Annotated in this window: 21 protein-coding genes and 4 pseudogenes; 4 read left to right on the top strand and 21 right to left on the bottom strand. The window is 72.2% G+C overall.

The annotated features are described in order from the left end of the window. Window positions 1-402 precede the first annotated feature (402 nt). Window positions 403-1,101 (top strand): M23 family metallopeptidase, encoded by a 699-nt coding sequence (locus tag ACFTWP_RS27855; RefSeq protein WP_380267625.1) that lies wholly within the window; start codon window positions 403-405, stop codon window positions 1,099-1,101. 252 nt (window positions 1,102-1,353) lie between these two features. Here ACFTWP_RS27855 and ACFTWP_RS27850 read toward each other — a convergent pair. The 19 genes and pseudogenes from ACFTWP_RS27850 to proS form a co-directional block, all read right to left on the bottom strand. After that, window positions 1,354-1,914 (bottom strand): annotated as a pseudogene (locus ACFTWP_RS27850) (TetR/AcrR family transcriptional regulator); the annotation flags it as partial. A 313-nt stretch (window positions 1,915-2,227) separates the two neighbouring features. Continuing rightward, window positions 2,228-3,052, bottom strand: a pseudogene (whiG, locus tag ACFTWP_RS27845) (RNA polymerase sigma factor WhiG); the annotation flags it as partial. An 803-nt stretch (window positions 3,053-3,855) separates the two neighbouring features. After that, window positions 3,856-5,055 carry a DNA-processing protein DprA gene (gene dprA, locus ACFTWP_RS27840; RefSeq protein WP_380267624.1) on the bottom strand — a complete coding sequence of 400 codons (1,200 nt, stop codon included), beginning with the start codon at window positions 5,053-5,055 and terminating at the stop codon, window positions 3,856-3,858. Between the two features lie 347 nt (window positions 5,056-5,402). After that, window positions 5,403-7,004, bottom strand: coding sequence for a YifB family Mg chelatase-like AAA ATPase (locus ACFTWP_RS27835; protein WP_380267623.1), 1,602 nt, complete (start codon window positions 7,002-7,004; stop codon window positions 5,403-5,405). Window position 7,005: 1 nt separating this feature from the next. Next, a pseudogene (locus tag ACFTWP_RS27830) lies at window positions 7,006-7,203 on the bottom strand (hypothetical protein); the annotation flags it as partial. 108 nt (window positions 7,204-7,311) lie between these two features. Further along, a pseudogene (locus ACFTWP_RS27825) lies at window positions 7,312-7,551 on the bottom strand (YraN family protein); the annotation flags it as partial. A 410-nt stretch (window positions 7,552-7,961) separates the two neighbouring features. Then, window positions 7,962-8,288: a DUF2469 domain-containing protein gene (locus ACFTWP_RS27820; RefSeq protein WP_190213000.1), complete on the bottom strand. Its 327-nt coding sequence runs from the start codon at window positions 8,286-8,288 to the stop codon at window positions 7,962-7,964. Window positions 8,289-8,342: 54 nt separating this feature from the next. Next, on the bottom strand, window positions 8,343-8,816 hold the full coding sequence (locus ACFTWP_RS27815) for an NUDIX hydrolase (protein WP_380267622.1): 474 nt from the start codon (window positions 8,814-8,816) through the stop codon (window positions 8,343-8,345). 46 nt (window positions 8,817-8,862) lie between these two features. Beyond that, window positions 8,863-9,543 carry a signal peptidase I gene (gene lepB / locus ACFTWP_RS27810; RefSeq protein WP_380267621.1) on the bottom strand — a complete coding sequence of 227 codons (681 nt, stop codon included), beginning with the start codon at window positions 9,541-9,543 and terminating at the stop codon, window positions 8,863-8,865. A 295-nt stretch (window positions 9,544-9,838) separates the two neighbouring features. After that, window positions 9,839-10,816 (bottom strand): signal peptidase I, encoded by a 978-nt coding sequence (gene lepB, locus ACFTWP_RS27805; protein ID WP_380267620.1) that lies wholly within the window; start codon window positions 10,814-10,816, stop codon window positions 9,839-9,841. A 246-nt stretch (window positions 10,817-11,062) separates the two neighbouring features. Then, window positions 11,063-11,995, bottom strand: a complete 933-nt coding sequence (gene lepB, locus ACFTWP_RS27800) for a signal peptidase I (RefSeq protein WP_380267619.1) — start codon at window positions 11,993-11,995, stop codon at window positions 11,063-11,065. Window positions 11,996-12,095: 100 nt separating this feature from the next. Further along, window positions 12,096-12,710, bottom strand: coding sequence for a signal peptidase I (lepB, locus tag ACFTWP_RS27795; RefSeq protein WP_380267618.1), 615 nt, complete (start codon window positions 12,708-12,710; stop codon window positions 12,096-12,098). 548 nt (window positions 12,711-13,258) lie between these two features. Beyond that, window positions 13,259-13,609 carry a 50S ribosomal protein L19 gene (rplS, locus tag ACFTWP_RS27790; protein ID WP_380267616.1) on the bottom strand — a complete coding sequence of 117 codons (351 nt, stop codon included), beginning with the start codon at window positions 13,607-13,609 and terminating at the stop codon, window positions 13,259-13,261. Window positions 13,610-13,762: 153 nt separating this feature from the next. Further along, complete coding sequence (gene trmD / locus ACFTWP_RS27785) at window positions 13,763-14,581, bottom strand: tRNA (guanosine(37)-N1)-methyltransferase TrmD (RefSeq protein WP_380267647.1); 819 nt, start codon at window positions 14,579-14,581, stop codon at window positions 13,763-13,765. A 197-nt stretch (window positions 14,582-14,778) separates the two neighbouring features. Further along, on the bottom strand, window positions 14,779-15,432 hold the full coding sequence (gene rimM, locus ACFTWP_RS27780) for a ribosome maturation factor RimM (protein WP_380267615.1): 654 nt from the start codon (window positions 15,430-15,432) through the stop codon (window positions 14,779-14,781). 131 nt (window positions 15,433-15,563) lie between these two features. Continuing rightward, complete coding sequence (locus ACFTWP_RS27775; RefSeq protein WP_030306741.1) at window positions 15,564-15,803, bottom strand: RNA-binding protein; 240 nt, start codon at window positions 15,801-15,803, stop codon at window positions 15,564-15,566. A gap of 2 nt (window positions 15,804-15,805) precedes the next feature. Next, window positions 15,806-16,237, bottom strand: coding sequence for a 30S ribosomal protein S16 (rpsP, locus tag ACFTWP_RS27770; RefSeq protein ID WP_380267614.1), 432 nt, complete (start codon window positions 16,235-16,237; stop codon window positions 15,806-15,808). A 438-nt stretch (window positions 16,238-16,675) separates the two neighbouring features. After that, the gene (locus ACFTWP_RS27765; RefSeq protein ID WP_380267613.1) at window positions 16,676-17,254 is read right to left on the bottom strand and encodes a hypothetical protein; all 579 of its coding nucleotides are present in this window, start codon (window positions 17,252-17,254) and stop codon (window positions 16,676-16,678) included. 383 nt (window positions 17,255-17,637) lie between these two features. Then, on the bottom strand, window positions 17,638-19,050 hold the full coding sequence (gene proS / locus ACFTWP_RS27760) for a proline--tRNA ligase (RefSeq protein ID WP_380267612.1): 1,413 nt from the start codon (window positions 19,048-19,050) through the stop codon (window positions 17,638-17,640). A 196-nt stretch (window positions 19,051-19,246) separates the two neighbouring features. Between proS and ACFTWP_RS27755 the strand changes: the two genes are divergently transcribed. Continuing rightward, window positions 19,247-20,077: a class I SAM-dependent methyltransferase gene (locus ACFTWP_RS27755; RefSeq protein WP_380267611.1), complete on the top strand. Its 831-nt coding sequence runs from the start codon at window positions 19,247-19,249 to the stop codon at window positions 20,075-20,077. A gap of 98 nt (window positions 20,078-20,175) precedes the next feature. Here ACFTWP_RS27755 and ACFTWP_RS27750 read toward each other — a convergent pair whose 3' ends face one another. Both ACFTWP_RS27750 and ffh read right to left on the bottom strand, forming a co-directional pair. Continuing rightward, on the bottom strand, window positions 20,176-20,703 hold the full coding sequence (locus ACFTWP_RS27750) for a GNAT family N-acetyltransferase (RefSeq protein WP_380267610.1): 528 nt from the start codon (window positions 20,701-20,703) through the stop codon (window positions 20,176-20,178). Window positions 20,704-20,800: 97 nt separating this feature from the next. Then, complete coding sequence (gene ffh, locus ACFTWP_RS27745) at window positions 20,801-22,369, bottom strand: signal recognition particle protein (RefSeq protein WP_380267609.1); 1,569 nt, start codon at window positions 22,367-22,369, stop codon at window positions 20,801-20,803. Window positions 22,370-22,577: 208 nt separating this feature from the next. Here ffh and ACFTWP_RS27740 point away from each other — a divergent pair, with 208 nt between their 5' ends. Together ACFTWP_RS27740 and ACFTWP_RS27735 are read left to right on the top strand one after the other, a co-directional pair. Beyond that, window positions 22,578-23,168: an SseB family protein gene (locus ACFTWP_RS27740; RefSeq protein WP_380267608.1), complete on the top strand. Its 591-nt coding sequence runs from the start codon at window positions 22,578-22,580 to the stop codon at window positions 23,166-23,168. Next, complete coding sequence (locus tag ACFTWP_RS27735) at window positions 23,161-23,790, top strand: hypothetical protein (RefSeq protein ID WP_380267607.1); 630 nt, start codon at window positions 23,161-23,163, stop codon at window positions 23,788-23,790. The genes ACFTWP_RS27740 and ACFTWP_RS27735 overlap by 8 nt, the downstream gene beginning before the upstream one ends.

Raw genomic sequence — 23,790 nt, 5'->3', positions numbered from 1 at the left:
CCGAGCCGCTGCGGCCTGGCGGTCGGAACCGCGTCAGGCTCGGCGGACCGAGCGGCACTCGCACCTGGCGACGACGGCGGCGGAACCGCAGTCACTCGACCGGTGGCGGGGCGTGCGAAGTCGACCCGGCAGACCGGGTCGCGTGTGAAGTGTACGGGAAGCGCCGAGCGAGGGTCGACTCGAAGCGTTCCAAAGGCCCCGTGCGAGGCGGATTCGGCCCTGTTCGAGCGCCCCTCGCGGCACCGGATCGGGGCACCTCACCCGTTCGGGGGCGGACCGACCCCGGCCGCGGGGTCACACCCCGTCCACCGGGGCGGTCGCGCCCCGTCCACAACCGCCAGTTGTCCACAGGTTCGGGGGAGGGGCTGGAGGCGGGCGCCGGCTCGCAGGACGCTCGTCGGCATGACCGCCCACCTGATGCTCGTCCCGCCCGCGCCCTGCTGCTCCGGCGCCGGGTCGCCGCCGCCCGCGCCGGACCGTCCCCGCCGCGCGCTGTTGCTCGCCCTGCTGCTGACGGCGATGTTCCTGCTGACCCTGCCCGCACCGCCGGTACGGGCGGCGGCCGGCGTACCGCCCGGCGTGGAAACGGCGTCCGGCCCCGGCGGGACGGTGTGGGGGCCCGCCGCAGAGGGGTGGCGGCCTGCGCGGACGGCGGTCTCGTCGGCGGCGGGGGCCGGGCCGGGGCGGGCCTGGCCGGTCGGCGGGCCCGCGGCCCTGATCCGGCGCTTCGAGGCGCCGCCCACCAGGTGGGCCGCCGGACACCGCGGGGTCGACCTGATGGCCGACGCGGGCGTCGAGGTCCGCTCCGCCGCCCCCGGAGTGGTGACCTTCTCCGGGGTGGTGGCCGGGCGCCCGGTGGTCACCGTGAGCCACCCCGGCTCCGGGGTGCCCCCGCTGCGTACGACCTACCTGCCCGTGGCGGGCACCCTGCCGGTGGGCACGCCCGTGAGCGCGGGGCTGCCGATCGGCCGGCTGGCCCCGGGGGTGGGTCACTGCGCCGAAGGCTGCCTGCACTGGGGACTGCTGCGCGGTGACCGCTACCTCGACCCGCTGGCACTGTTCGGCGCCGGGGCCGCCCGCCTGCTCCCGCTGCACGGGTGAGCCACCGAAGTCCGGCGGCCGACTGGTCCGTGCCGCTCAGGCCGCGCCCGACGCCGCGTCGCCGGCTTCCGCGGGACCTGTCCGGGGGTCCGCCGACCCCGGGTGTCCGCTCCCGTTCTCGGTCGCGTTGTTGGTCGTGTTGTCGGTCGCGGTCGGGGCGCCGGTCCCGGCACTGCCAGCGGTCCCGGTTCGGGTCTCCCGCCTGGCACTGCTGCCGGCACCGACTGCGTCGGACTCGTCATCGCGAGGCCCGAGACCGTGCAGCGCCAGTGCGACGGCGGCGTCCGCGATCACCTCCGGGTCCTCCCCGAGGCGGGCGGTCGGGCTGCGCTCGCTCCGCTTGACCGCGGCCTCGACGACTCCCTGAAGGAGCGCGGCGGCCAGTCGGGGCTGCTCGTGCCCCAGATCGTCGAGCGCCTGCACCACCAGGCCGACCAGCTTGCCGTGAGCGGCCCGGATCCGCTCGCGGGCGGCCTCGTCCAGCTCCAGTGCCGAGATCGCCGCGACCGCCCGGTGCCGGGGGTCACCGGCCAGGGCGAGCTGCCCCCGGACGTAGGCCTCGATGCGATCGGCCGCGGTGTCGCAGCCGGCCATACCGGCCTCGATCTCGGCCGCCCACAGGGGGAAGTCGACCTCGCACAGGGCCTCCACCACGGCCGCGCGGGACTTGAAGTACTCGTAGACCGAACTGCGGGCGAGCCCCGTACGCCCGGCGAGTGCGGGGAACGTCAGCGCGTCCATCCCGCCGTCGGTGAGCAGGCTGCGGGCAGCATCGAGAAGGGCTGCCCGCTGCAACTGGCGATGCTCGGCCAAGGTGGCTGCTCGAATCTTCGGCACGGCTCCACTCTACGGAGCCCACCGGCAGGCCGGAACGGTGCCGCGCACCAGCCCCGGGCTTCCGCGACGGCGAACCGGCGAAACGGCCTCACCCACGGGACCGCCGGCCGACGCCGGACCGGACCAGCGCCCGCCACACCTGCGGCCCGCGCTCGCCCGACCCTGCCGGCCCGATCCGATCCGGGTCAGCAGACCCGAGTGGTCAGCCCGGAGCGGGCAACCCGCGGCGGCCTGCCCCGACCCGTCGTCCCCGGCTCGTCGTCCCCGCGCGGTCGGACGCGGGCTCGACTCAACGGATGTCGGACAGTTTCGCCCGCAGCTGCAGGACCGACTTGGTGTGGATCTGGCTGACCCTGCTCTCGGTCACCCCCAGCACCTGGCCGATTTCGGCAAGGGTCAGTCCCTCGTAGTAGTAGAGGGTCACCACCGTCTTCTCGCGCTCGGGGAGCGTGTTGATGGCGTTGGCCAGCAGCCGGCGCAGCTCGCGATCCTCCGCGACCGCCACCGGGTTGTCGGCTCCGCGGTCCTCCAGGACGTCCACCAGACTCAGCCGGTCACCGCTCTCCCCCGCCGGGTGGAGCAGCTCGTCCAACGCGACCACGTTGGCGAGCGAGAGCTGACTGAAGATCGCGTGCAGATCCTCGATCGCGATGCCCATCTCCGCCGCCACCTCGGGCTCGTGGGGCGTGCGGCGGAGCCTGGCCTCCAGGGTCGCGTAGGTACGCTCCACCGCCTTCGCCTTCTGGCGCACCGACCTAGGGATCCAGTCCAGCGCCCGGAGCTCGTCGATGATGGCGCCACGGATACGGCTGATGGCGTACGTCTCGAACTTGATCGCGCGGTCGATGTCGAACTTCTCGATCGCGTCGATGAGGCCGAAGACCCCGGAGGAGACGAAGTCGGCCTGCTCGACGTTGGCCGGGAGACCCACACCCACCCGGCCGGCGACGTACTTGACCAGCGGGGAGTAGTGAAGGATCAGCTGCTCCCGCAGACGGGCGTCGCCCGTCTCCTTGTAGGAGCGCCAGAGCGTCTCCAGGGCCGTGCGGTCGGGGCCACCCGCCTCCCGGCGAGCCGCCGGGGTCCGACCGGTGGGAGGCGCTGCACGCTGCGCGGTGGCGGACGTGGCAGCCCCACGACCCGGGCGCGGCGACTGCGCGCGGCGAGCCGTGCTCGCCCTGGTGCCGTTTGACGCCGTGTCGGCTTCGGCCGTCGCAGTGACTTCGTTGGTGACTCCGGTGCCCCCGGCCGCGGTGGCGGCAGTGGCCGGGGCGGCCGACGACCCGGTGGTGGCCGTCGACCCCGCGGTCGCGCCGAGGGTACCCGGGGCCGCTGCAATCCCGAGCGTGCCCGCAGCAGCCGCTCCCGCGGCACCGTTCGGGTTCGCCGGGCTGATCAGGTGACCGGGGGCGACCGTCCCGCTGGTGTCGGCCGGATGAGTTCGGACCGGTGTGTCGGCCCCCGCCAGCGCGGCTCGGGCGGACCCGGTCACCGGAGGTCTCGCCTCGAACGCCGGGGCCCCGTGCGGAACGGCCTCGGTCGATGCGGAGGTCACCTCCGGTGCGACATCGGCCGAGGCGGTACCGCCGGCGCCGGCTCGCCCGCTCTGCCGAGCAAGCCCCATCGCGCCCAGCGTCTTGGGCTGGAGATCGGCCCCGGAACGTGTCTCGGTCCTCGGCCCTCCCGAGGACCGACCGCTGCCGGTCACCCTGTGTCCGGGAATGTGTGTGGGCATACGTTGGTCTGCGCCATTCTGCCGAGTCGTGTGCTGATAGGGAAGCCAATGGCGAGCGTAGCGTGACCGACTCACTGCAATGCGCTACCGCCACTCGGTCGTCCCCCGATCCGGTGGCGCCCGGACCGTGCTCCCACGAGCCCCGCCGACGGGCGGCCGGAGGGCGTGGGCACCCTGCCGCGTCACCTGCGGCGGACCAGCCTCCAGTGCGCCCCGGACCTCTCGACGAATCCCAACGAGCCGAGCTCGTAGAGGCGTTGCAGGACTTCGTCGGGTGGCAGACCACACTGCCTGGCCACCCCTCCGATCGACGATCCCTCAGCAGCCGCCGACACGGCTTCCAGGACTCGCGCGACGGCCGGCTCCAGAAGATCCCGTGGCAGGACGGGCCCGGCGCGCCGCGGCGCCAGATCCTCTCCGATCGCTCCGATCAGCTCGCCGATCTCCGCCGCGTCCGTCACCAGGACCGCCGCGCCACTGCGGATCAAGGCGTGGACGCCGGCGGAGAGCTCGGAGGTGACCGGGCCGGCGACGCCCATGGTGTGTCGGTTGAGATCGCGGGCGCGCCGGGCCGTACTGAGCGCCCCGCTGCGCAGCGCCGCCTCGACCACCACCGTGCCACGGGTCAGTGCGGCGATGACGCGGTTGCGCAGGACGAACCGGAAGCGATTCGGGTTTTCGCCCGGCGGGAGTTCGCTCAACAGCAGCCCCTGCTCGGCGATTCGACGAATCAGCTCCGCATGCCCCTGCGGGTAGGCCATGTCGACGCCGCAGGCGAGGACGCCGACGGTGAGCCCTCCGACCGCGAGTGCACCCCGATGGGCGGCGGCGTCGATGCCATAGGCCGCGCCCGACACCACCACCCAGCCGAGCTCGGCGAGTTGGGCTCCGAGTTCGCCCGCGACATGGGCGCCGTAGCTGGTACAGGCCCGGGCTCCGACCACCGAGACCGAGCGCAGGGCGAGCAGGCGTAGCGAGCCGGTGCCCACCGCCCAGAGCCCGATCGGCCTCCCCACGCCGAGATCGTCCAGCTGGCTGGGCCACTCGGTGTCCCCCGGAATGATGAAGCGGCCTCCACGGGTGCACACCCGTTCCAGGTCGGCCACCGGATCGACTCCCGGTAGGCGCGCCCGGTACGCGGCCAGCCGCCCGGGGTCGAGGCCCGATTCCTCGGACGCCCGGTCGTCCCGGATGCACTCCACCACCGTGGTGGCCGCGGCTCGCGCGAGCCAACGGCCCATACCCGCGTCACCGGGCTCGGTGAGCCGGCTGAGCGTTGCTCTGGCCAGGCGCTCGGGGTCGGCGAGCGTCGGCGGTTCGACGGTCTCGGCGTACGCGGCCGGAGCCGTGCAGGGCAGCCGCGTCGGTCCGGACGTCGCCATGGCCGCCCGACCGGGTACGGTCGGCCCGGTTGCGGTGCGGGGGGCTGCGAACCAAGTCGAGACCGACTCGGCGGACGTCGCCTGCGGGGTGGTCCGATTCCTGTGGTTCACCGTCACCTCCAGGGTTGACACATGATCAGTGGTCGTCCGTTCTCGGCACTGCCCGGGAGGCCGGCGCCGCCGGGCCGCTGGTGGTGCGCACGGGCGAAGTCCCGCGTGCCGGTGTCGGCGCCAGGCGGACGGCGCGGGAGGAGCAGCCGAAGTGAGGGAATGCACGCGCCGCCGGGCCGGGCGGGCAGAGTCCCCACCGCCCTGACGGGTCGGGGAACCTTCGCCGGGTTCCGGGTTCACCTGGGAGGGGACAGACCCTGGTCGACCCCTGTCCGCAGGACGAGAGCGGTCCGCAGGTCACGCTGGTCGGGTCGCTGCCGCCCACCGAGGTCGGCCACCGTCCAGGCCACCCGGAGCACCCGGTCCAGCCCTCGGGCGGTCAGCAGACCACGTTCGAGCTGACGGCCGACGTCCGTCATCGCGCCCGGCGCGAGATCCCAGCGGGTGCGCAGATGGTGCCCGGGCACTTCGGCGTTCGTCCGCCAGGGGGTGTCGGCCAGGCGGGCGGCCGCGCGGTCCCTGGCCTCCCGGACCCGGGCCGCGACGGTCGCCGTCGTCTCCGCCGTGGTGTCGTGGTCCAGCAGCTCGGCCCTGGTCACCGGCGCCACCTGGACCTGGAGGTCCACACGGTCCAGCAGTGGGCCGGACAGCCGGCTCTGGTAGCGGTTCACCATCACCGAAGTGCACTCGCAGCCGCCCCCGCGCAACGAGTGCCGGCCACAGGGGCAGGGGTTGGCGGCCAGGCAGAGCAGGAATCTGGCCGGCAGGCGCAGGGACCCGGCCGATCTGGCGATCACCACCTCGCCGGACTCCAGGGGCTGGCGCAGCGCATCCAGCACCCGGACCGGGAATTCCGGCGCCTCGTCCAGGAACAGCACACCGCGGTGAGCCAGCGAGACCGCACCGGGCCTGGGCAGTCCGCTTCCGCCACCGACGATCGCGGGCATCGTGGTCGAGTGGTGCGGGGCGCAGTACGGCGGGCCCGCGATCAGCGGACGCCCGGGGGGAAGGAGCCCGGCGACGGAGTGAACGGCGGTGACCTCCAGGGCCTCGGACTGCGTCAGCGGTGGCAGCAGCGCCGGCAGTCGCTCGGCGAGCATGGTCTTGCCTGCTCCTGGCGGCCCTTTCAGGAAGAGGTGGTGACCGCCCGCGGCCGCGATCTCCAGGGCACGGCGTGCCTCGTACTGGCCGGCCACGTCCGCGAGGTCGAGCTGTGGACTCGCCTGACCCGACAGGCCTCGTGAACCCGATCCGGGCAGCACGAGCCCGGCCAGGAGCGGATCGGGACGGCCGTTCACGGTGTCCTGCGGCTCGTCCGGCACGGGAGTGTTGGTGAGGACGGCGATCAGCTGGCGCAGGCTTCGAACCCCGATGACCGACACACCGGGGACGAGTGCAGCCTCGGCCGCCGTCTGCTCGGCGACCACGACGTGCCGGTAACCGGCCTCGGCAGCGGCGAGCACGGACGGCAGAACTCCGCGGACGGGCCGTACCCTGCCGTCCAGTCCCAGCTCACCGATGATCAGAAGCTCGGCGATGGTGGTGGGGTCGAGCCGCTCGGCGGCGGCCAGGACCGCACAGGCCACGGCCAGGTCGAACCCGCTACCGCTCTTGGGGACGGAGGCCGGGCTCAGCCCGACCGTCAGTTTGCGTTGCGGCCAGGCCTCACCGCTGTTGACCACGGCTGCCCTGACCCGGTCCCGGGCTTCGGAGAGGGCCTTGTCGGGCAGCCCCACCAGGCTGAACGCCGCCACTCCCGGTTCGAGATCTGCCTGGACTTCGACGACCACACCGTCCACGCCGACGAGTGCGACCGAGCACGTCCTCGCGAAGGCCATCTCACACCACCCCGCGAAGGTGCTCGACGGTGGCCGCACCCTTGATCCGGTTGATCACGGCCACCAGGTCGATCCGCACCCCGCCGGGCGGTGGCGGGGCCGGCCAGTGCGGCTCCGCAGGGCCCGGCCCCGCTGTACCGGTGCCTGGCGCACCGTCGCCGGGTAGGTCGGGTGCACCGGCAATCGGAGCGCCGGGGTGAGGAGTGCTCGCGGGCGGCGCGTGCGCTCCGGAGCTCGTGGCGAAGGGTGGGCCCGCGAGCGAGCTGCTCACGCCCTCCGCCAAGGCCGCGAAGTGAACGGGCCAACGCTCGGCGAGCCAGCGCTCGGCCAATCGGCGTAGGCGGTCCGCCTTGGTCGCGTCGATCGCCTCGCTGGGCTGTTGGAAGCTCCGCTCGGAGCGGGTCTTCACCTCGCAGACGGCGAGTGTCTCGCCGTCGAGAGCGACGATGTCGAGCTCGCCCTCGGCGCAGCGCCAGTTCCGTTCCAGGATGCGAAGCCCGTCCGCCACCAGCCGACGGGCCGCGACCTGCTCCCCGTAGCGGCCCAGCCCGTTGTTGCCGCTCCGGCCGGTGTCGGTGGCGCGCCCGACCTGACTACGGGCGGCCGGGCGGACAGTGGCCGACTCGTCCTGCCCGGTTCTCTGCAGCGCTGGCCCGGGCGGGCTGCCTTCCGGCCGCCGGGTACCTCGTCCGCCCGTGCGTCGCGGCCGGCCGCCGCCCTGTTCCCGCGCCGCACTCGCCCCTGCGGGCTGCTTGGTGCGCGGTGTGCGCCGGGTCGTGCTCTGCGTCGATTCCTGCACGGTGACCACCTCCGGCTACGGAGGCTGCCGGGCGGACCGTGAGGTGGCCAGCAGGAAACGATTTCCTGTGGATAACCACGGCCTGTGGATAACTCCTGTCACCCACAGGAGTGAGGAATCGGATCACCCCTGGACAACGGCCGGCGGGCGGCGCACCGTCAGTTGCCGAAGCCCGAGTCGTCGGAGGGCAGCTCCAGATCGCTCTTCGCCAGCTCCTCGATGTTGACGTCCTTGAACGTCAGCACCCTGACCTTGCGGACGAAGCGGGCCGGCCGGTACATGTCCCAGACCCAGGCGTCAGCCATCGACACCTCGAAGAACACCTCGCCCTGGAGCGAGTGGACCTGCAGTTCATAGTCGTTCGTGAGATAGAAACGCCGTTCGGTCTCGATCACGTACTTGAACAGGCCGACTACGTCCCGGTACTCCCGGTAGAGCTTGAGCTCCATCTCGGTCTCGTACTTTTCGAGATCCTCGGCACTCATTCAGGTGTCCCCTCAACTCGTCAGTCCACCCATTGTGGACCACCACACCCGCCATCAGAGCCGTACTGGAGTGACTGGCGGCCCATCCGCCAACAGGCGCTCCAGGAACCCCGCCAGTCCGACCGGGTACACGGTCTCCACCGTGTCCCGCAGCTCCGCCGCCGTCCACCAACGCGACTCCAGCAGCAGGGCGTGCTCCTGGTCCCCGGAGTGCGGAGGGTCCACGACGCTGCGCGCCGTCCGGGCCAGATGGAACCACTGATCCTGTTCGAACCGCTGCCCCCGGAAGGAGAACGACACCGTGCCGAACGCCACCAGCGGCCCCAGCACGACATCACGCAGGCCCGTCTCCTCGAAGAGCTCGCGCAGGGCGGCCTCGGGCACGCCCTCACCCGGCTCCAGCCCACCGCCAGGGGTGATCCACCAGGTCACGTCGGGCTTCGCGGGATCGATCCCGCGAAGCAGTAGCAGCCGGTCCTGCTCGTCCAGCAACAGGACGCGGGCGGCCGTCCGCCGCTGCATCACCATGCCCGCGCCTCCTCCCGCTCCCACCACCGCCCGGGCTCTCCGGTGCTCAGGCCCTCGCCCGCCGACGGATTCGACGGGCCAGACCGGCCACGGCACCGATCGCAGACGTCACCACGATCAGAGCGGCCCCCGCCGCCGTGGCGTAGGCCGCCGGCTCCAGCGGGCCCCGCCCGCCCGGGACGGCCCCACCGACCGCGTCGAAGGCCACCGTACGCCCGAACATCCCGACCCGACCGAAGGGCAGGACGGTCGCCTCCACCCGCGCCACGACGTCCTCCACGGGAACGGTGCCGCTCGCCACGTCCAGGTGGGTACGGGAGTCCAGCGAGCCCAGACGGTTGTCCCCCATCATGAAGAGCCTGCCGGCCGGTACCTCGACGCTGAAGGCGGCGCCCTGCAACTGCTGCTCGTCGACGTACGGCTCGTCGATCGGCTTGCCGTTGACCGTCAGCCGGTTGCCCGCGTCGCAGCAGGCCACCGTGTCGCCTCCCACCGCCACCACCCGCTTGACCATTTCCGCTCCGCCCCAGAGCCGGTCGCGAAACACCACCACGTCACCGCGGCCGACCGTACCTCCGCCCTTACGAGCCAGGACGGTGTCGCCGATCTGCAGCGTCGGCGTCATCGAGGCCGTCGGAATGCGGTAGGGGGTGTAGTCGACCGCTATGAGCCCGAATCCTCCGAACAGGAGCACCAGACCCAGCGCGATGGCCACGCCCTGGGCCACGGATCCAATCCCTCGCCTCGGCCGGGGTGCTCGCACCGGACGGTCGACAGCCTGCTCCGCGACACTGCTCATCGATACCGTCCAACCCTGACCGACCTGGGGAACCTGCGGGGCGTCCCCGGACCGGCGCGCGAACGTCGACGGGCCGTGGCACGTCCGAGCAGATTACTCGTCGGTACCACGGCCCGCGCAAGACCCGGCGAACACCCGTGCACCCAGATCCACCGGACAGTCGTACCGGCCCGGAAGGAGTCGATCACGATGGATGTCACACGGCGGAGCCAAGCGGCTCAGCTCAGGATCCGATCCTCCGCCTCATCCGGCGGACCAGCGGAAAGAGCCCCACCGCGCCGAGCGTGCCGGCCACCGGGGGAACGAACGGCTCCGCCGCCGCCAGGCCCTTCTGGTCGAAGGTCGCCGGCACCGGCAGGGTGGCCCAGCGGTCGAGCGGCCAGGCGACCACGAACGCCCGCCCCACCACGTCGCTCACCGGAACGGTGCCGCCACCCGGCTGGTCCATGTGGTAGCGCGAGTCCAGGGAGTCCGCCCGGTGGTCGCCCATGACCCAGATCCGGCCGTCGGGCACGTGGACGGGACCGAAGGGCTTCGTCCCACAGGGGGTGTTGCCCGGGAAGACGTAGGGCTCGTCGAGCGCGATCCCGTTGACCTTGACCGGCCCCTCGCCCTCGCACTCGACGGTATCGCCGCCGACGGCGATGACCCGCTTGATCAGGTCCTTCTCGTTGGCCGACGGCATCAGGCCGACGAAGCTGAGGACGTCCTGGAGACCCCTGACGAAGGAGTTGTTGCTCTGCTGGGCGGGCTCGTCGTTCAGCCAACCGCCCGGGTCGTGAAAGACCACGACCTCACCGCGTTCGGGCTCGGACCCGAACCACGGGGTCAGCTTGTCCACCAGAACGCGATCGCCGACCTGCAGCGTGTTCTGCATGGACTCGGACGGGATGGAGAACGCCTGGACGAAGAACGTCTTGATCACCAGAGCGAGGATCAGCGCGATCCCGATCAGGATCGGCAGCTCCTTCCAGAACGAGCGCTGCTTGCGTTCCGTGCTCGGGTTGTCCGCCGAGCGCTCGTCGTCAGCGGTTCCAGCTGGGATGTCGTCCATGCCACTGCCCTGATCCTCGGCCGACTGTGCCGCGGTGTCCTCGACAGAGCCCAAGGGCTCTGCGGACTCGGCCGACCGGGCCGTCCGGCCGCCGGCGCCCTCGGGCTCTCCGGCGCCCGAACGCGCGCCGATCACCAAATCCCCCACGACATCTCCTCCCTGCTGTGCGGACGCTCGTGCGTCCGCTCTCACCAGTGCCGCACAGCGGGCACCACGCTCACCACGATCCGACCGTCAATCCACCTCAGGCCTGCCCGCAAGGAGCCCACCTGACGCAGACGCGGCCGTTGGGAAACCGGTACTTCGTACCGGGGCCCAGCACTTCTCTATCACTCCAAGGCATCCGGCCCGTGATCCCACGCGCCGGGCTCCGCGGGCGGCCACATGCCGGCTCTAGCCCGAAGCCGTCGGGCGGCGGCGGGCAATGAGCGGAAGGACGCCCAACACACCCATAACGAGCGGAGGTTCCGTCGGTCGCGGCCACACGCCCATCTCGTAGCGGACGACTCCGGGCGCCGCCGCCCGAGCCGGCAGCGAGGAGAGTGAAGCGGGCTCGTCCAGTTGATGGAATCGCTGGATCGGCCAGGCGATCACGAAGGCCCGGCCCACCACGTCGGCCAGCGGGATGGTGCCCTGACCCGGGTTCCCCATGTGGAAACGCGAGTCCGCGGAGACGTCCCGGTGGTCGCCCATCACCCAGAGCCGCCCCTCGGGGACCTCCACCTTGAAGGGCTGCCTGGACGGCGGGTTCCCCGGCGAGAGGTACGGCTCGTCGACGGCCCTGCCGTTGACGCTGACCCGCCCCTGCTCGTCGCAGCACTCGACCGTGTCACCCCCCACCCCGATGACCCGCTTGATCAGGTCCTGCTCGTTCTCCGAGGGCAGCAGGCCGACATAGGTGAAGGCCGACTTCACCCCGCGCATGACCGGCCCGTCCGTGGAGGGCTTGTGCTCACCCTCCAGCCAGCCGCCGGGATCCTTGAAGACAACCACATCGCCGCGTGAGGGCTCGCTGCCGAACCACGGCGTGAGCTTGTCCACCAGCACTCGGTCACCGATCTGGATGGTCTGCTCCATCGAGCCGGACGGAATCACGAAGACCTGGATCAGGAAGGTCTTCATCACCAAGGCCACCAACAGCGCCACGATCACGATCAGCGGGAACTCGCGCAGGACGGAGCGCCGACGCCGACGGGCGGCCCGCCGCGCGCTCTTGCGCCGATCCGCGCGCCCGCGCCAGGGGACGGCCGGGGTGTCGCCGACGGACCCGGGGGCGGCCGTGATCCGATCACCTCTCGCCGCCCCCTCGGAGATACCACCCGCCACGCCGAGGGCATCGCCCGGGCCGCGCCCTGTCCCGGTGGTGGCCGAAGCCGTACCCGGACGGGCGCTCGGACGGCTGGACGAGGGGGTTGCGACCCGTCCTCTACCCCTGGTCCCCATGCCCACCTGTCCCCCCTAGCGCGGCGAAGGCCGCCGGCCGGTCCAGGCTGGTCCAGTGGCCGACCGGGAACACCACCCAGTCGGCGCGCCCGATCACCTTGTCCTCCGGGACGAAGCCACCGCCCGGCTCACCGAGGTGATCACGTGAGTCGCGGGAGGCACTGCGATGGTCGCCCATCACCCAGAGCTTGCCGGCGGGCACCACGATGTCGAACGCCACGCTCGACGGTGCGTCTCCGAGCCGAAGGTAGTCCGACTCGTCGAGCGGCACACCGTTGACCTTCAGCGGCCCGTCCGGCCCGGGGCTCGTGATCCTGTCGCCGCCGACGCCGATCACGCGCTTGACGTAGACCGTGTCGCCCGCCGGCGCGAGGCCGAGCTCCTGCCCGAGGCCCCGCAGGGTTCCTCCGACTCCGTCGGCCCCGGAGGCCCGGGGAAGGAACGATCCGGTGCCGTCGAACACCACCACATCGCCGCGCTCGACGTGCCCGCCGAAGGCGTAGGCCAGCTTGTTGGCCACCAGCCGGTCACCCGGGTACAGCGTGTTCTCCATCGACCCCGAAGGGACTGCGAACGGTCGGGCGACGAAAGCGTTCACCAGGAGCAGTGTCAGCAGGCAGACGCCCGCCAGGAGGAGGAGGTCACGCGCCCACCGCCCGCCGCGCTCGGCGGACGTTTCGTCCTCGTCGGCCGCCGGCCCCTCCCCCTGCTCCGACTGCGACTGCGACTGCGACTGCGACTGCGCCCGAACTCCGGGCCCCGCCTGTCCCTCGCCGGGCCCTGCGGTCGGGCCGGCTGCCCGGCTCCCGGCTCCGGGCTCCGCTCCGGAATCCGGTTCGGCATCGGTCACGGGAACGGGAACGGGCACGCAATCGCCGTCAGGCTCGTCCCCGGGCTCGGCGACGGCTGCCCCCTCGGCGGCCGCGGAGGCGTCGGAGGTGCGCGTGGACCCGGCCGCGGCACCACTCGCCCCGGGGGTGGAAACAGCCGCGGACCGCGACGGCGTGTCCGCACCCGTGGGTGCGTGACTGCCGTCGCGGTCCGCGATTGGTTCGTACGTGCTCATCGGGGGCTGAGCTTACAGTGCAGCCCTTGGACCCCGTCGAGCGTCCCGACCCGCTCCGCCAGGCGGAGACGGGCAGGGGATCAGCGGTCGCGCTTCTCCTTGATCTTCGCGGCCTTGCCGCGGAGGTCACGCAGGTAGTACAGCTTGGCGCGGCGGACCGCACCGCGGGTCACGACCTCGATCTTCTCGACGACCGGGGTGTGCACCGGGAAGGTGCGCTCCACGCCGACGTTGAAGCTCACCTTGCGGACGGTGAAGGTCTCACCGACGCCGGAGCCGTGGCGACGGATGACGACGCCCTGGAAGATCTGGACACGGGAGCGGTTGCCCTCGATGACCCGGACGTGAACCTTCAGGGTGTCACCGGCGCGGAACGCGGGGATGTCGGTGCGCAGCGAAGGCGCGTCGACAGCAGCGAGCTTGTTGCTCATTTTGCTCTCCATCGCAGGCGCCACGGGCCGCCTACGGAAGTTCGTCACAATGGGGTGCGTTGCGGGCCGCACGGCTGGCGGTGGTCCCCCCGTGGCGGGGGCACCGGTCCACATGGTCCCTACGGGAGGAACCCAGCGACAGACAACAGCCGCCTATTCTTCCACATCATCGGTCAGGGACCGAAATCGACCGAGCCGCTCGTCCCAGGCCAGGCCGAGGATGCTGAGCGCCTCGCGGTCCTTCTTGTCGAAGGCCCCGTACTGCCAGCGAGCGACCAGGTCGGGCCGGTTGGCCAGGGTCCTGGCGAAGGCCTGCTCACGCCGCCAGCGGGCGATCCTGCCGTGGTTGCCGCTGAGCAGTACGTCGGGCACGACGCGTCCGCGCCACTCGGCGGGCTTGGTGTAGACCGGGCCTTCGAGGAGATCGGCCATCGCGCCGGGGGCGAAGGAGTCGTCCCGGTGGGACTCGGCGTTGCCGAGCACTCCGGGCAGGAGGCGGGCGACGGCCTCGACCATCACCAGGACGGCCACCTCTCCGCCGGCCAGCACGTAGTCGCCGATCGAGGCCTCCACCACCGGCATCCGGGTGGCCGCCTCCTCGATCACCCGCCGGTCGATGCCCTCGTAGCGGGCGGGAGCGAAGGCCAGCCAGGGTCGGGCGGCGAGCTCCTGGGCCAGCTCCTGGGTGAACGGACGCCCGCTGGGCGTGGGCACGACCAGGGTGGGCACCGTGCCCTCCGGCCCCTGGTTCAGCACCGAGTCCAGGGCGGCGGCCCACGGCTCGGGCTTCATCACCATGCCGGGACCGCCCCCGTACGGGGTGTCGTCCACCGTGCGGTGCACGTCGGTGGTCCACCCGCGGAGGTCGTGCACGTGCACGTCGAGCTGACCGCGTGCGCGCGCCTTGCCCACCAGGGAGACGTTCAGCGGCTCAAGGTACTCGGGGAAGATCGTGACGACGTCGATCCGCATCCCGTGCTGGGCGGACTGCGTCGGAGCGCCCGTCCCGGACGGCGCTGCCTCCCCCGACGGCTCGGCGGCTCCGGCCGGCTCCCCCAACGGCTCGGCGGCTCCGGCCGGCTTCCCCGACGGCTCGGCGGCTTCGACCGGCGAGGCGTCCCCGGGCAGCCCGAGTCCCTCGGTGGCTGCCTGCGTCCCGAGCGGCCGGCTCATGCCTCACCCTCGGTGCGCTCGTCGCCCCCGGCGCCATCCACCTCGGCACTGTCGCTCTGGCCTGCTCCCGGCGCGCCCTCGGCAACGCCTTCGTCGTCGGCGCCGTCCTCCTCGGACTCGCCACGGGCGATCTCGGCGTCCGCCGCGTCGATCAGGCCGGGCGGCGGGTCGAGGACGACCCGCTGGTTCTCCAGGTCGATGGTCGGAACGATCCTGGTGACGAAGGGCACCAGGACCTCCGTGCCGTCGTCCTTGGTGACGGTGAGCAGGTCCTGGTAGGGCAGGTGGACGACCTCGGTCAGCTCGCCCACCGGGGTGCCGTCCAGCAGGACCACGTCCAGGCCGATCAGCTGGTGGTCGTAGTACTCCTCGGGGTCCTCCGGGGTCTCCTCCGGGTCGACCTCGGCGATCAGGACGGTTCCGCGGAGGGCCTCGGCCGCGTTGCGGTCGTTGACCCCCGCGAAGCGCAGCAGCAGCCGGCCGCTGTGCACCTTGCCGGATTCGACGGTCAGCGGGCCGGCCGACGCCGGGTCGGTGAGCACGACGGCGCCGGGGCCGAGCCGGAGCTCCGGCTCGTCCGTACGGACCTCGACGCTGACGTCCCCCTTGATGCCGTGGGCGCGGCCGATCTTGCCGACGACGAGCTGCACGGTGATCGCTCTCCTGAGTTCGGTACGGGCCGGGTGCCGGACAGCGGACCGGCCGACGAAAAGAAGGCCGGTCGGGACGACAAGCGTCCCGACCGGCCCGAGCAGACTGCACGCTCCGCGGAGCGGCGTAGTCAGCGAATGCTGTCCACGTCGACGAGGTCGACCCGGACGTTGCGACCGCCGAGGGCGCCGACCACGGTGCGCAGAGCGCGCGCGGTCCGGCCGCCACGGCCGATCACCTTGCCGAGGTCATCGGGGTGCACCCGCACCTCGATGGTGTTCCCCCGACGCAGGTTGCGCGAACGCACCTGTACCTCGTCGGGGTGCTCGACGATGCCCTTCACCAGGTGATCGAGGGCGTCCTCGATCACGATCAGGCCTCGGTGGAAGCGGCGTCGGCCTCAGCCTCGGCCTTGTCCGACTTCTTCGCCTTCGGGGTGATGGCAACACCGGTGGTGCTGTCCTCGAAGCCGGCAACGGCCTTCGCGAACAGGTGCGAGAAGTCCTCGACCTTGGGCTCGGCGACCTTGAGCGGCGCCGGGGCCGGCAGGCCCTTGTACTTCTGCCAGTCGCCGGTCAGCTTGAGGATGGCGAGCACCGGCTCGGTCGGCTGGGCGCCGACGGACAGCCAGTACTGGGCGCGGTCGCTGTCGACCTCGATCTTCGAGGGGTCGTAGGTCGGCTGGTAGATGCCGATCTCCTCGATCGCGCGACCGTCACGCTTGGTGCGGGCGTCGGCGACGACGATGCGGTAGTGCGGGGCGCGAATCTTGCCGAGACGCTTGAGCTTGATCTTGACTGCCACGGGAGTGGATTCTCCTGGAGTTGACGTGGGTGAGCGGCCGCGTCCTCCGCGTGGGGTTGCGGGGGTCGGCCGTTCAAGGGACACGCCAGCCGTAGGAGAGAGGGGTCCTGCTCGGCTGCCGAGTACTCAGCTGTCAATTGTGCCATACCGGCGCAGGTCGGCCCGCCAGGGGGCGGACGATCACCGGAGCCGGACCGCCGTCGCGACGGCGTCGCAATCCCCCGTGCCCCCCGCACACCGGGTGCGGGCCGCGGCGCCGCCCACAGACGCGGGCGGGGGCTGGACAGGGGCGGCGCACAGCGGGCTCCGACTCACCGGCACGGATGTCCGGATCCGCCCGGGCAGTCGTCCGGGAGCCGATCCGGGGGCTCGCCCGCCTGGGGGCGGACGAAGGTCTGGTCGACCGGGAGCAGCCGCCCCGGCCGACCAGACCCCTGACTACGCAATCTTGAACGGCTGCTGGCAGGCGCCGCAGACGATCGAAGCCTGCGCCAGCACCGACGGCACGACCCGGACGTTACGGCCGCAGCCGCAGATCGCCTTGACCCTGACGCCGCCCCCGGACGAACCGTGCCGGGCGGCGGGCCCGCGGAAGGCGCGCGAGGCGCCGTCGCCGGCCACGGCCTCCTGGTGCGCACCGAGCGCACGGTCGAGCCGCTCGATCGTGTCGGCGTACCGCTCCTGGGTCTCCTTGAGCATGGTGACCTGGGAGAAGCCGCTGCTCGCGTGCGGCTCCACCGGGTGCGCCAGGCCGAGCTCGGAGGCAAGGAGGAGGAAGCGCCGGTTGTGGTAGCGCCCGGCCCTTGAGGTGTCCCGGATGTCCCGGGCGGCGGCCAGGCCGTGGGCGGCCTCGTGAAGCAGCCGCTCGAATCCGAGCCGGGTGCCACAGGCCGAGGAGGATTCGCCGATCAGCGCCTCAGGAGAGGCCAGGTCGGGGAGATCCTGGTGGTGGGTCTGGATGTCACTCCAGGCGGCGGCCAGTTCGGCCGCGAGGACGAGGGGCTGTGTCGTGCTCACGCTAGACCAACGATGGAGTGCGAGCCGATGTTCCGCGTGTTCCCGTTCTCCGGGAATTCCCAGGAAACTCTCAGGAATGCGTGACAGCACGCGAATTGCGCGCTCTGGATCTGACGCAAGACCAACCCCCTGCAGTATGTGCCCGTCGGAGTTCGCCGGGCTCGTCGCTTCCGCCCGGGGGCGGGCTGTCGCCCCAAGACGTACGGCCCGGGGCCCTCGTCGAGTTGACAGGGCCACGGGCCGTACACCGTACCGCTATTCCGTTAATACCGGCAGTTGACCGGTCAGTAGGCATGTCAGCCGGCGAGACGGATGCCCCCACCGCGCCGATCCGGGCCTTCCGGGGCGGAAGTGAACCGTCCGGTAACTAGGACGAAATCGATTCAGTAGGCACGCGCGACGATCGCGATATTGCCTTCCTGGTCATCCGTCAGCGGGACCGAGCCGTCGGCGGCGATGATGCAGCGCACCGAGACGCCCTGTTCGGCCAGCTTGGCCTCGCCCTCCGGGCCGAGCTCGGCCCAGGAGATCCGGCCCCAGCCGGTGGCCGCGGCCTCGACGGCCTCGTCGATGGTCGAGACGTCCACCGTGCGGGCCTCGCGGCGCTCGCGGGACTGGCGCAGCAGCAGCGCCTGGTCCTCCTCCAGGATGCCCGGCAGCAGCGACGCCAGGGCGTCGATGGCGACCGGCTCCTTGCCGCCGGGGATCCGGCGGGCCAGCATCGCGGTGCCGCCCTCCAGGTCGCGCGGGCCGACCTCGATGCGCACCGGTACGCCCTTGAGCTCCCAGTCCACCGCGCGGCGGCCGAACGGGGTGTCGGTGCGGTCGTCGACGAGCACCCGGATGCCGGCGGCCTCCAGCTGCGCGCCGATCTCGCGGACCTTGGCCAGCACGGCGTCGTCGCCCTTGATGGCGAGGACGACGACCTGGGTGGCGGCGAGTCGCGGCGGCACGCGCAGGCCGTTGTCGTCGCCGTGCGACATGATCAGGCCGCCGACCATGCGGGTCGAGACGCCCCAGGAGGTCTGCCAGACGTGCTCGCGCTCGGCACCCTGCAGCTGGTAGGTGGTGTTGAAGGCCTTGGCGAAGTTCTGGCCCAGCTCGTGGCTGGTGCCCATCTGCAGCGCCTTGCCGTCACCCATCATGCCTTCGAGGGTGAGCGTGTTGATGGCGCCCGCGAAACGCTCGCGGGCGGTCTTGCGGCCGAGCACGACGTCGATGCCGAGCACGTTGACCATGAAGTCGGCGTAGACCTCGGTGTGGATGCGCGAGGCGTACTGGCGCGCGTCCTCGTAGGTGGCGTGGGCCGTGTGGCCCTCCTGCCAGAGGAACTCGGTGGTGCGGAGGAAGACGCGCGGACGCAGCTCCCAGCGGACCACGTTGGCCCACTGGTTGATCAGCAGGGGCAGGTCGCGGTGGCTCTGCACCCACTTGGAGAAGTACTCGTTGATGATCGTCTCGGAGGTGGGCCGGACGACGACCGGCTCCTCCAGCTCCTTGCCGCCGCCGTGGGTGACCACCGCGAGCTCGGGGGCGAAGCCCTCGACGTGCTCGGCTTCCTTGGTCAGGTACGACTGCGGGATGAACATCGGGAAGTAGGCGTTCTGAGCGCCGGCCTTCTTGATGCGGGCGTCCATCTCCTGCTGCATCCGCTCCCACAGGCCGTAGCCGTACGGTCGGATGACCATGGTGCCGCGGACCGGACCGTTGTCGGCCAGCTCGGCCTTGTTGATGAGGTCCTGGTACCAGCGCGGGAAGTCGTCCGCCTGGGGGGTGAGAACGGGTGCCTTTGCCATGGGGCGAATGGTACGGGGAGTAGGCCCCCGACTTCGAATCTGTTCACCGGCGCGCGGGGAGGGGCGCACCACCACGGCGCGCGGATACCACCCCGCACCCCTCTGGACGCCGCGCCCGAGCCGCTGTTCGCTGGAGTGGGGCGGGACTTTGGGGGAGCCACGGACAGGACACCGAAGGACCGGATGGGAGGCCGCGATGGCTTCAGCGCAGGCGACCGGCACAACCTCAGTTCACACGCGGGCGGAGGACCACAGGGCGGCCCACGGACCGGGTCCGGGCCGGGCCCGGGACTGGGCCGAGATCCAGGAACGGATGCTCGTACCGCTCTACGAGGCGGTCTACGACCGTCTGGAGGTCGGCCCGGCCACCAGCGTGCTCGGGCTCGGCTGCCGGTCGGGGCTGGCGCTGCTGCTCGCCGCCGGCCGGGGTGCACAGGTCGCCGGGCAGGAGCCGGAGGCGGAGCTGCGCCGGCTCGCCCAGGACCGCCGGCTACGGGTCGGGGCGGCCGGGCGGCCGGGCACGCCGGAGGACGACGTCCCCCGCACGGCCTACTCGCTGGTCACGGTTTTCGAGCAGCTGCCCGGGGCCGCCGATCCCGGCCGGGTGGTGGTCGAGGCGGCCGGGCACACGCTCGTCGGCGGCCAGGTGGTGCTGGCGGCCTGGGGCCCGCCGGAGCGCTGCGAGAGCGCGGCCGTCCTGGACGTGGCGCGGCGCCGGGCGGGGCGCACCAGCGCCCGCGACCCGTTCGCGCTGAGCTCCCCCGGCGGTCTGGAGGACCTGCTGGCCGGGACCGGCCTCCGGCCGGCCGGCAGTGGCCGGGTCTCCTGCCCGTTCGCCTACGCGGACCTGGACAGCGCCGTCCGCGGGCTGCTCTCCACCGGTCTGTACGACGCGGCGGTGGAGTTCTCCGGCGGGTCGCTGGTGGCGAAGGAGCTGGAGGAGACCCTGCACCCGTACCTGCTCCCGGGCGGCGCGGTGCGGATGGCCAACGTCTTCCGGTACGTGGTCGCGGAACGGGTCCGCTGACCCGGCCGCCCCGGCGGCGTCGAGGGGGCGCACACGGTTTCGCGTGCGCCCCCTCGGCGACGCTCCGGGTCGGGGTGCGACGGCGCGGAGCGGCCGGGTCAGCGCCCGGGCGGTCCCGGCCACTCCTCGGACGTCATGGCGAACCGCTCGTGGTCCCGCCAGGCACCGCCGAGGTAGAGCATCCGGGGCGTGAAGCCCTCGTGCCGGAAGCCCAGCCGCCGGGCCAGCGCGATCGAGCGCTCGTTCTCCGGCTGCACGTTGATCTCCAGCCGGTGCAGTCCCAGACCGCCCGCGGACTGGTGGGCGAAGCAGCGGTCCACGACGAGCAGCATGCCCTCGGTCATCCGGCCGGTGCCGGCGAAGGGCAGGTACGCGTCGTAGCCGAGCGCCCCGTTGCAGAACCGGCCCATCACGATGTTCGCGACGTTGCACTTGCCGACCAGCCCGCCGGTCTCGCGGTCGATGATCAGGTAGGTCCGCAGGCCGGACCCCTGGCGCCCCAGCAGCTCGGGCAGTCCGTCCGGCTCGACCGGGTTCCAGCGGCCGATGTGGTCCGCCGAGCGCCGCACGGTCTCGGCGTACTGCTCCACGTCTGCGGGCCTCGGGGCCCGGATCGTCACTCGCACCCCACCATCATCGGTCACACCCTCGGGCACGCGTACGGCCCGCCACCCGGGTCTGCCGGGGGCGGGCCGTACCCGAGGACTCGGGGACCGGGGAGGGTCAGAGGAGGTCCTTGAACTCCTTCGGGAGCTCGAAGTCGGACGGGCCCTTGCCCGCGCCGAGCCCGAACGCCCCGCCCTGGGCCGGCGCCTGCTGCCCGGGCGCGCCGGGGCCCAGGGCCCGGCGCTCGGCGGCGGCCTGCTCCTCCTGCGCGCGCTTCAGCGGGTTGCCGGACTTCTTGCGGCCCTTGGCCGCCGGGGCCTTCTTCGCGGACTTCTTGCCGCCGCCCATGCCCGGGATGCCCGGCATTCCGGGGATGCCCTTGCCGGAGGCCATCGCGGACATCATCTTGCGGGCCTCGAAGAAGCGCTCGACCAGGTTGTTGACCTCGCCCACGCCGACGCCCGAACCCTTGGCGATGCGCAGCCGGCGCGAGCCGTTGATGAGCTTGGGGTCGGTCCGCTCGGCCGGCGTCATCGACTTGATGATCGCGCCGACGCGGTTGACGTCCTTGTCGTCGATGTTGTTGATCTGGTCGCGGATCTGGCCCATGCCCGGCAGCATGCCGAGCAGCTTGGAGATCGAGCCCATCTTCTGGACCTGCTCCAGCTGCGACAGGAAGTCGTCGAGCGTGAAGTCCTTGCCGCCGCCCTGCAGCTTGGAGGCGATCTTCTCCGCCTCGGCCTGCGAGAAGGTCTGCTCGGCCTTCTCGATCAGGCTGAGCATGTCGCCCATGCCGAGGATGCGCGAGGCCATCCGGTCCGGGTGGAAGGCGTCGAAGTCGTCGACCTTCTCGCCGTTGGAGGCGAACATGATCTGCCGACCGGTGACGTGCGCCACCGACAGCGCGGCACCGCCTCGGGCGTCGCCGTCGAGCTTGGACAGCACCACACCGGTGAAGTCGACGCCGTCGAGGAAGGCCTGGGCGGTGGTGACCGCGTCCTGGCCGATCATCGCGTCGACGACGAAGAGGACCTCGTCGGGGTTGACCGCGGCCCGGATGTCGGCGGCCTGCTGCATCAGCTCGGCGTCGATGCCGAGGCGGCCGGCGGTGTCGACGATGACGACGTCGTACTGCTTCTGCTTGGCGTACTCGATCGAGTCGCGGGCGACCTTGACCGGGTCGCCGACGCCGTTGCCCGGCTCGGGCGCGTAGATCGCCACGCCCGCGCGCTCGGCGACGACGCTCAGCTGGTTCACGGCGTTGGGGCGCTGGAGGTCGCAGGCGACCAGCAGCGGCGTGTGCTTCTGCGACTTCAGCCAGTGGCCGAGCTTGCCCGCGAGGGTGGTCTTGCCCGCACCCTGCAGACCGGCGAGCATGATCACCGTCGGACCGGTCTTGGCGTACCGGACCCGTCGGGTCTCGCCGCCGAGGATGTTGATGAGCTCCTCGTTGACGATCTTGATGATCTGCTGGGCCGGGTTGAGCGCACCGGAGACCTCGGCGCCCAGCGCGCGGTCCTTGACCTGCTTGATGAAGGCCCGCACCACGGGGAGTGCGACATCCGCTTCGAGCAGCGCGATCCGGATCTCGCGGGCGGTGGCGTCGATGTCCGCCTCACTGAGGCGGCCCTTGCCCCGGAGGTTCTTGAACGTCGCTGCGAGGCGATCGGAAAGAGTGTCGAACACGTCGGTCGCGGGTCCCTTGCGGCATCGGTACGGGTACGGTCGTCGCCCCCAGGGTATCCGGCCGCCCCGGGTACGGTCTCCACCCCGGTGGCGGCCAGGTCGGGAGAGCTGCCCGGGCGGGCGGTTTCTTTACCGAAGCGAGGTGTCGCGACCGCCCGCGCTTGGCTACGGTCGGTGCCGTCATGCCTGCGTCACAGGGGGAGCATTCATGAGCGCCGGGGCATCGAGCGGCGGGGGTTCGGGCGGCGGTCCGTCGAAGGACGGCCCTTCCTGGAGCACGGACGGCCCTCCCGGGAGCCGGGCACCGGGCGACGGGCCGCACCACGGGACTCCGCACCACGGGGCACCGGGCGACGGGGCGCCGAGCGACGGGCTGCCGGGGGGCGGGACGCCGCACAACGAGGCGCTGGCCGCCCGGGCCGCCGAACTGGGCACGGCCGACTACGACCCGGCGGCCCTGATCGGGGAGTTCCGGCGCAGCGCCGTACTCGTCCCGGTCACCGCGGACGGCGGCTGGTGGGCGGCCGACAGCGGCGGGATCCGCTGGCTGCACGCCTTCACCGGTGAGGCGGCGCTGGCCCGCTTCGCCGAGCGGCGGGACGGCCGCGCCGGGCGGGAGTGGTCGTACGTCACCGTCTACGGCGCCCGCCTGCTGGACGTCGCCGTCCCGGCCGCCCCCCTGCCCACCGGCGTGGTGCTGGACGTGGCCGGCCCGGCCCCCGCGTTCCTGCCGCCGATGGCCGGGATCGTGCCGGACGCGGCCGCGCTGGACCTCGCCGGGGAGGACGGCCGTGGCTGACAGCTACGCGGTGGACCCGCAGGCCCTGAAGCTCGCCGCCGACGGCATCAACGGCGCGATCGCGGAGCTGAAGACGCTCGGCATCGACGAGAGCGCCGAGGTGGGCCGCGGCTTCTCCAACATCGAGCTCTCCGGGATGCAGATCGGACACGCCGGCCTGCACGACTCCTTCGCCGCGTTCGCCGAGCGCTGGGCCTGGGGCGTGCGCACCGTCGTCCAGGACGGCAACGAGATCGCGCTGCGGCTGGGCCTGTCGGCCGGGCTGTACCACGACCAGGAGCAGTACGTGTCGGGCACGTTCAAGGACGTGGTCAACGCCGCGATGGGCAACCCGGACCTCACGCAGGAGCAGGTCGAGGCGCAGTCCTGGGGTCAGACCCTCTCGGACAACCCGTACACCCAGGTCCGCGACGCGGACTTCTCGGCCCAGTCCGCCGCGGCGGCCGGCGAGCACATGAAGGAGACCTGGCAGGCCGAGGGCCGGGACCTGATGGACGGCCCGATGGGCGTCCGCCGCAAGGCCGCCGACCTGGCGGGCCTCGGGGACGAGTACGAGCAGGCGCAGACCGACCTGTTCGGCACGAAGGTGGTGCCGCAGCAGCGGCCGGACAGCGGGGGCTGA

The sequence above is a fragment of the Kitasatospora sp. NPDC057015 genome (assembly GCF_042673745.1).
Lineage (GTDB): Bacteria > Actinomycetota > Actinomycetes > Streptomycetales > Streptomycetaceae > Kitasatospora.
This window is presented reverse-complemented; position numbering and strand designations above follow the sequence as displayed.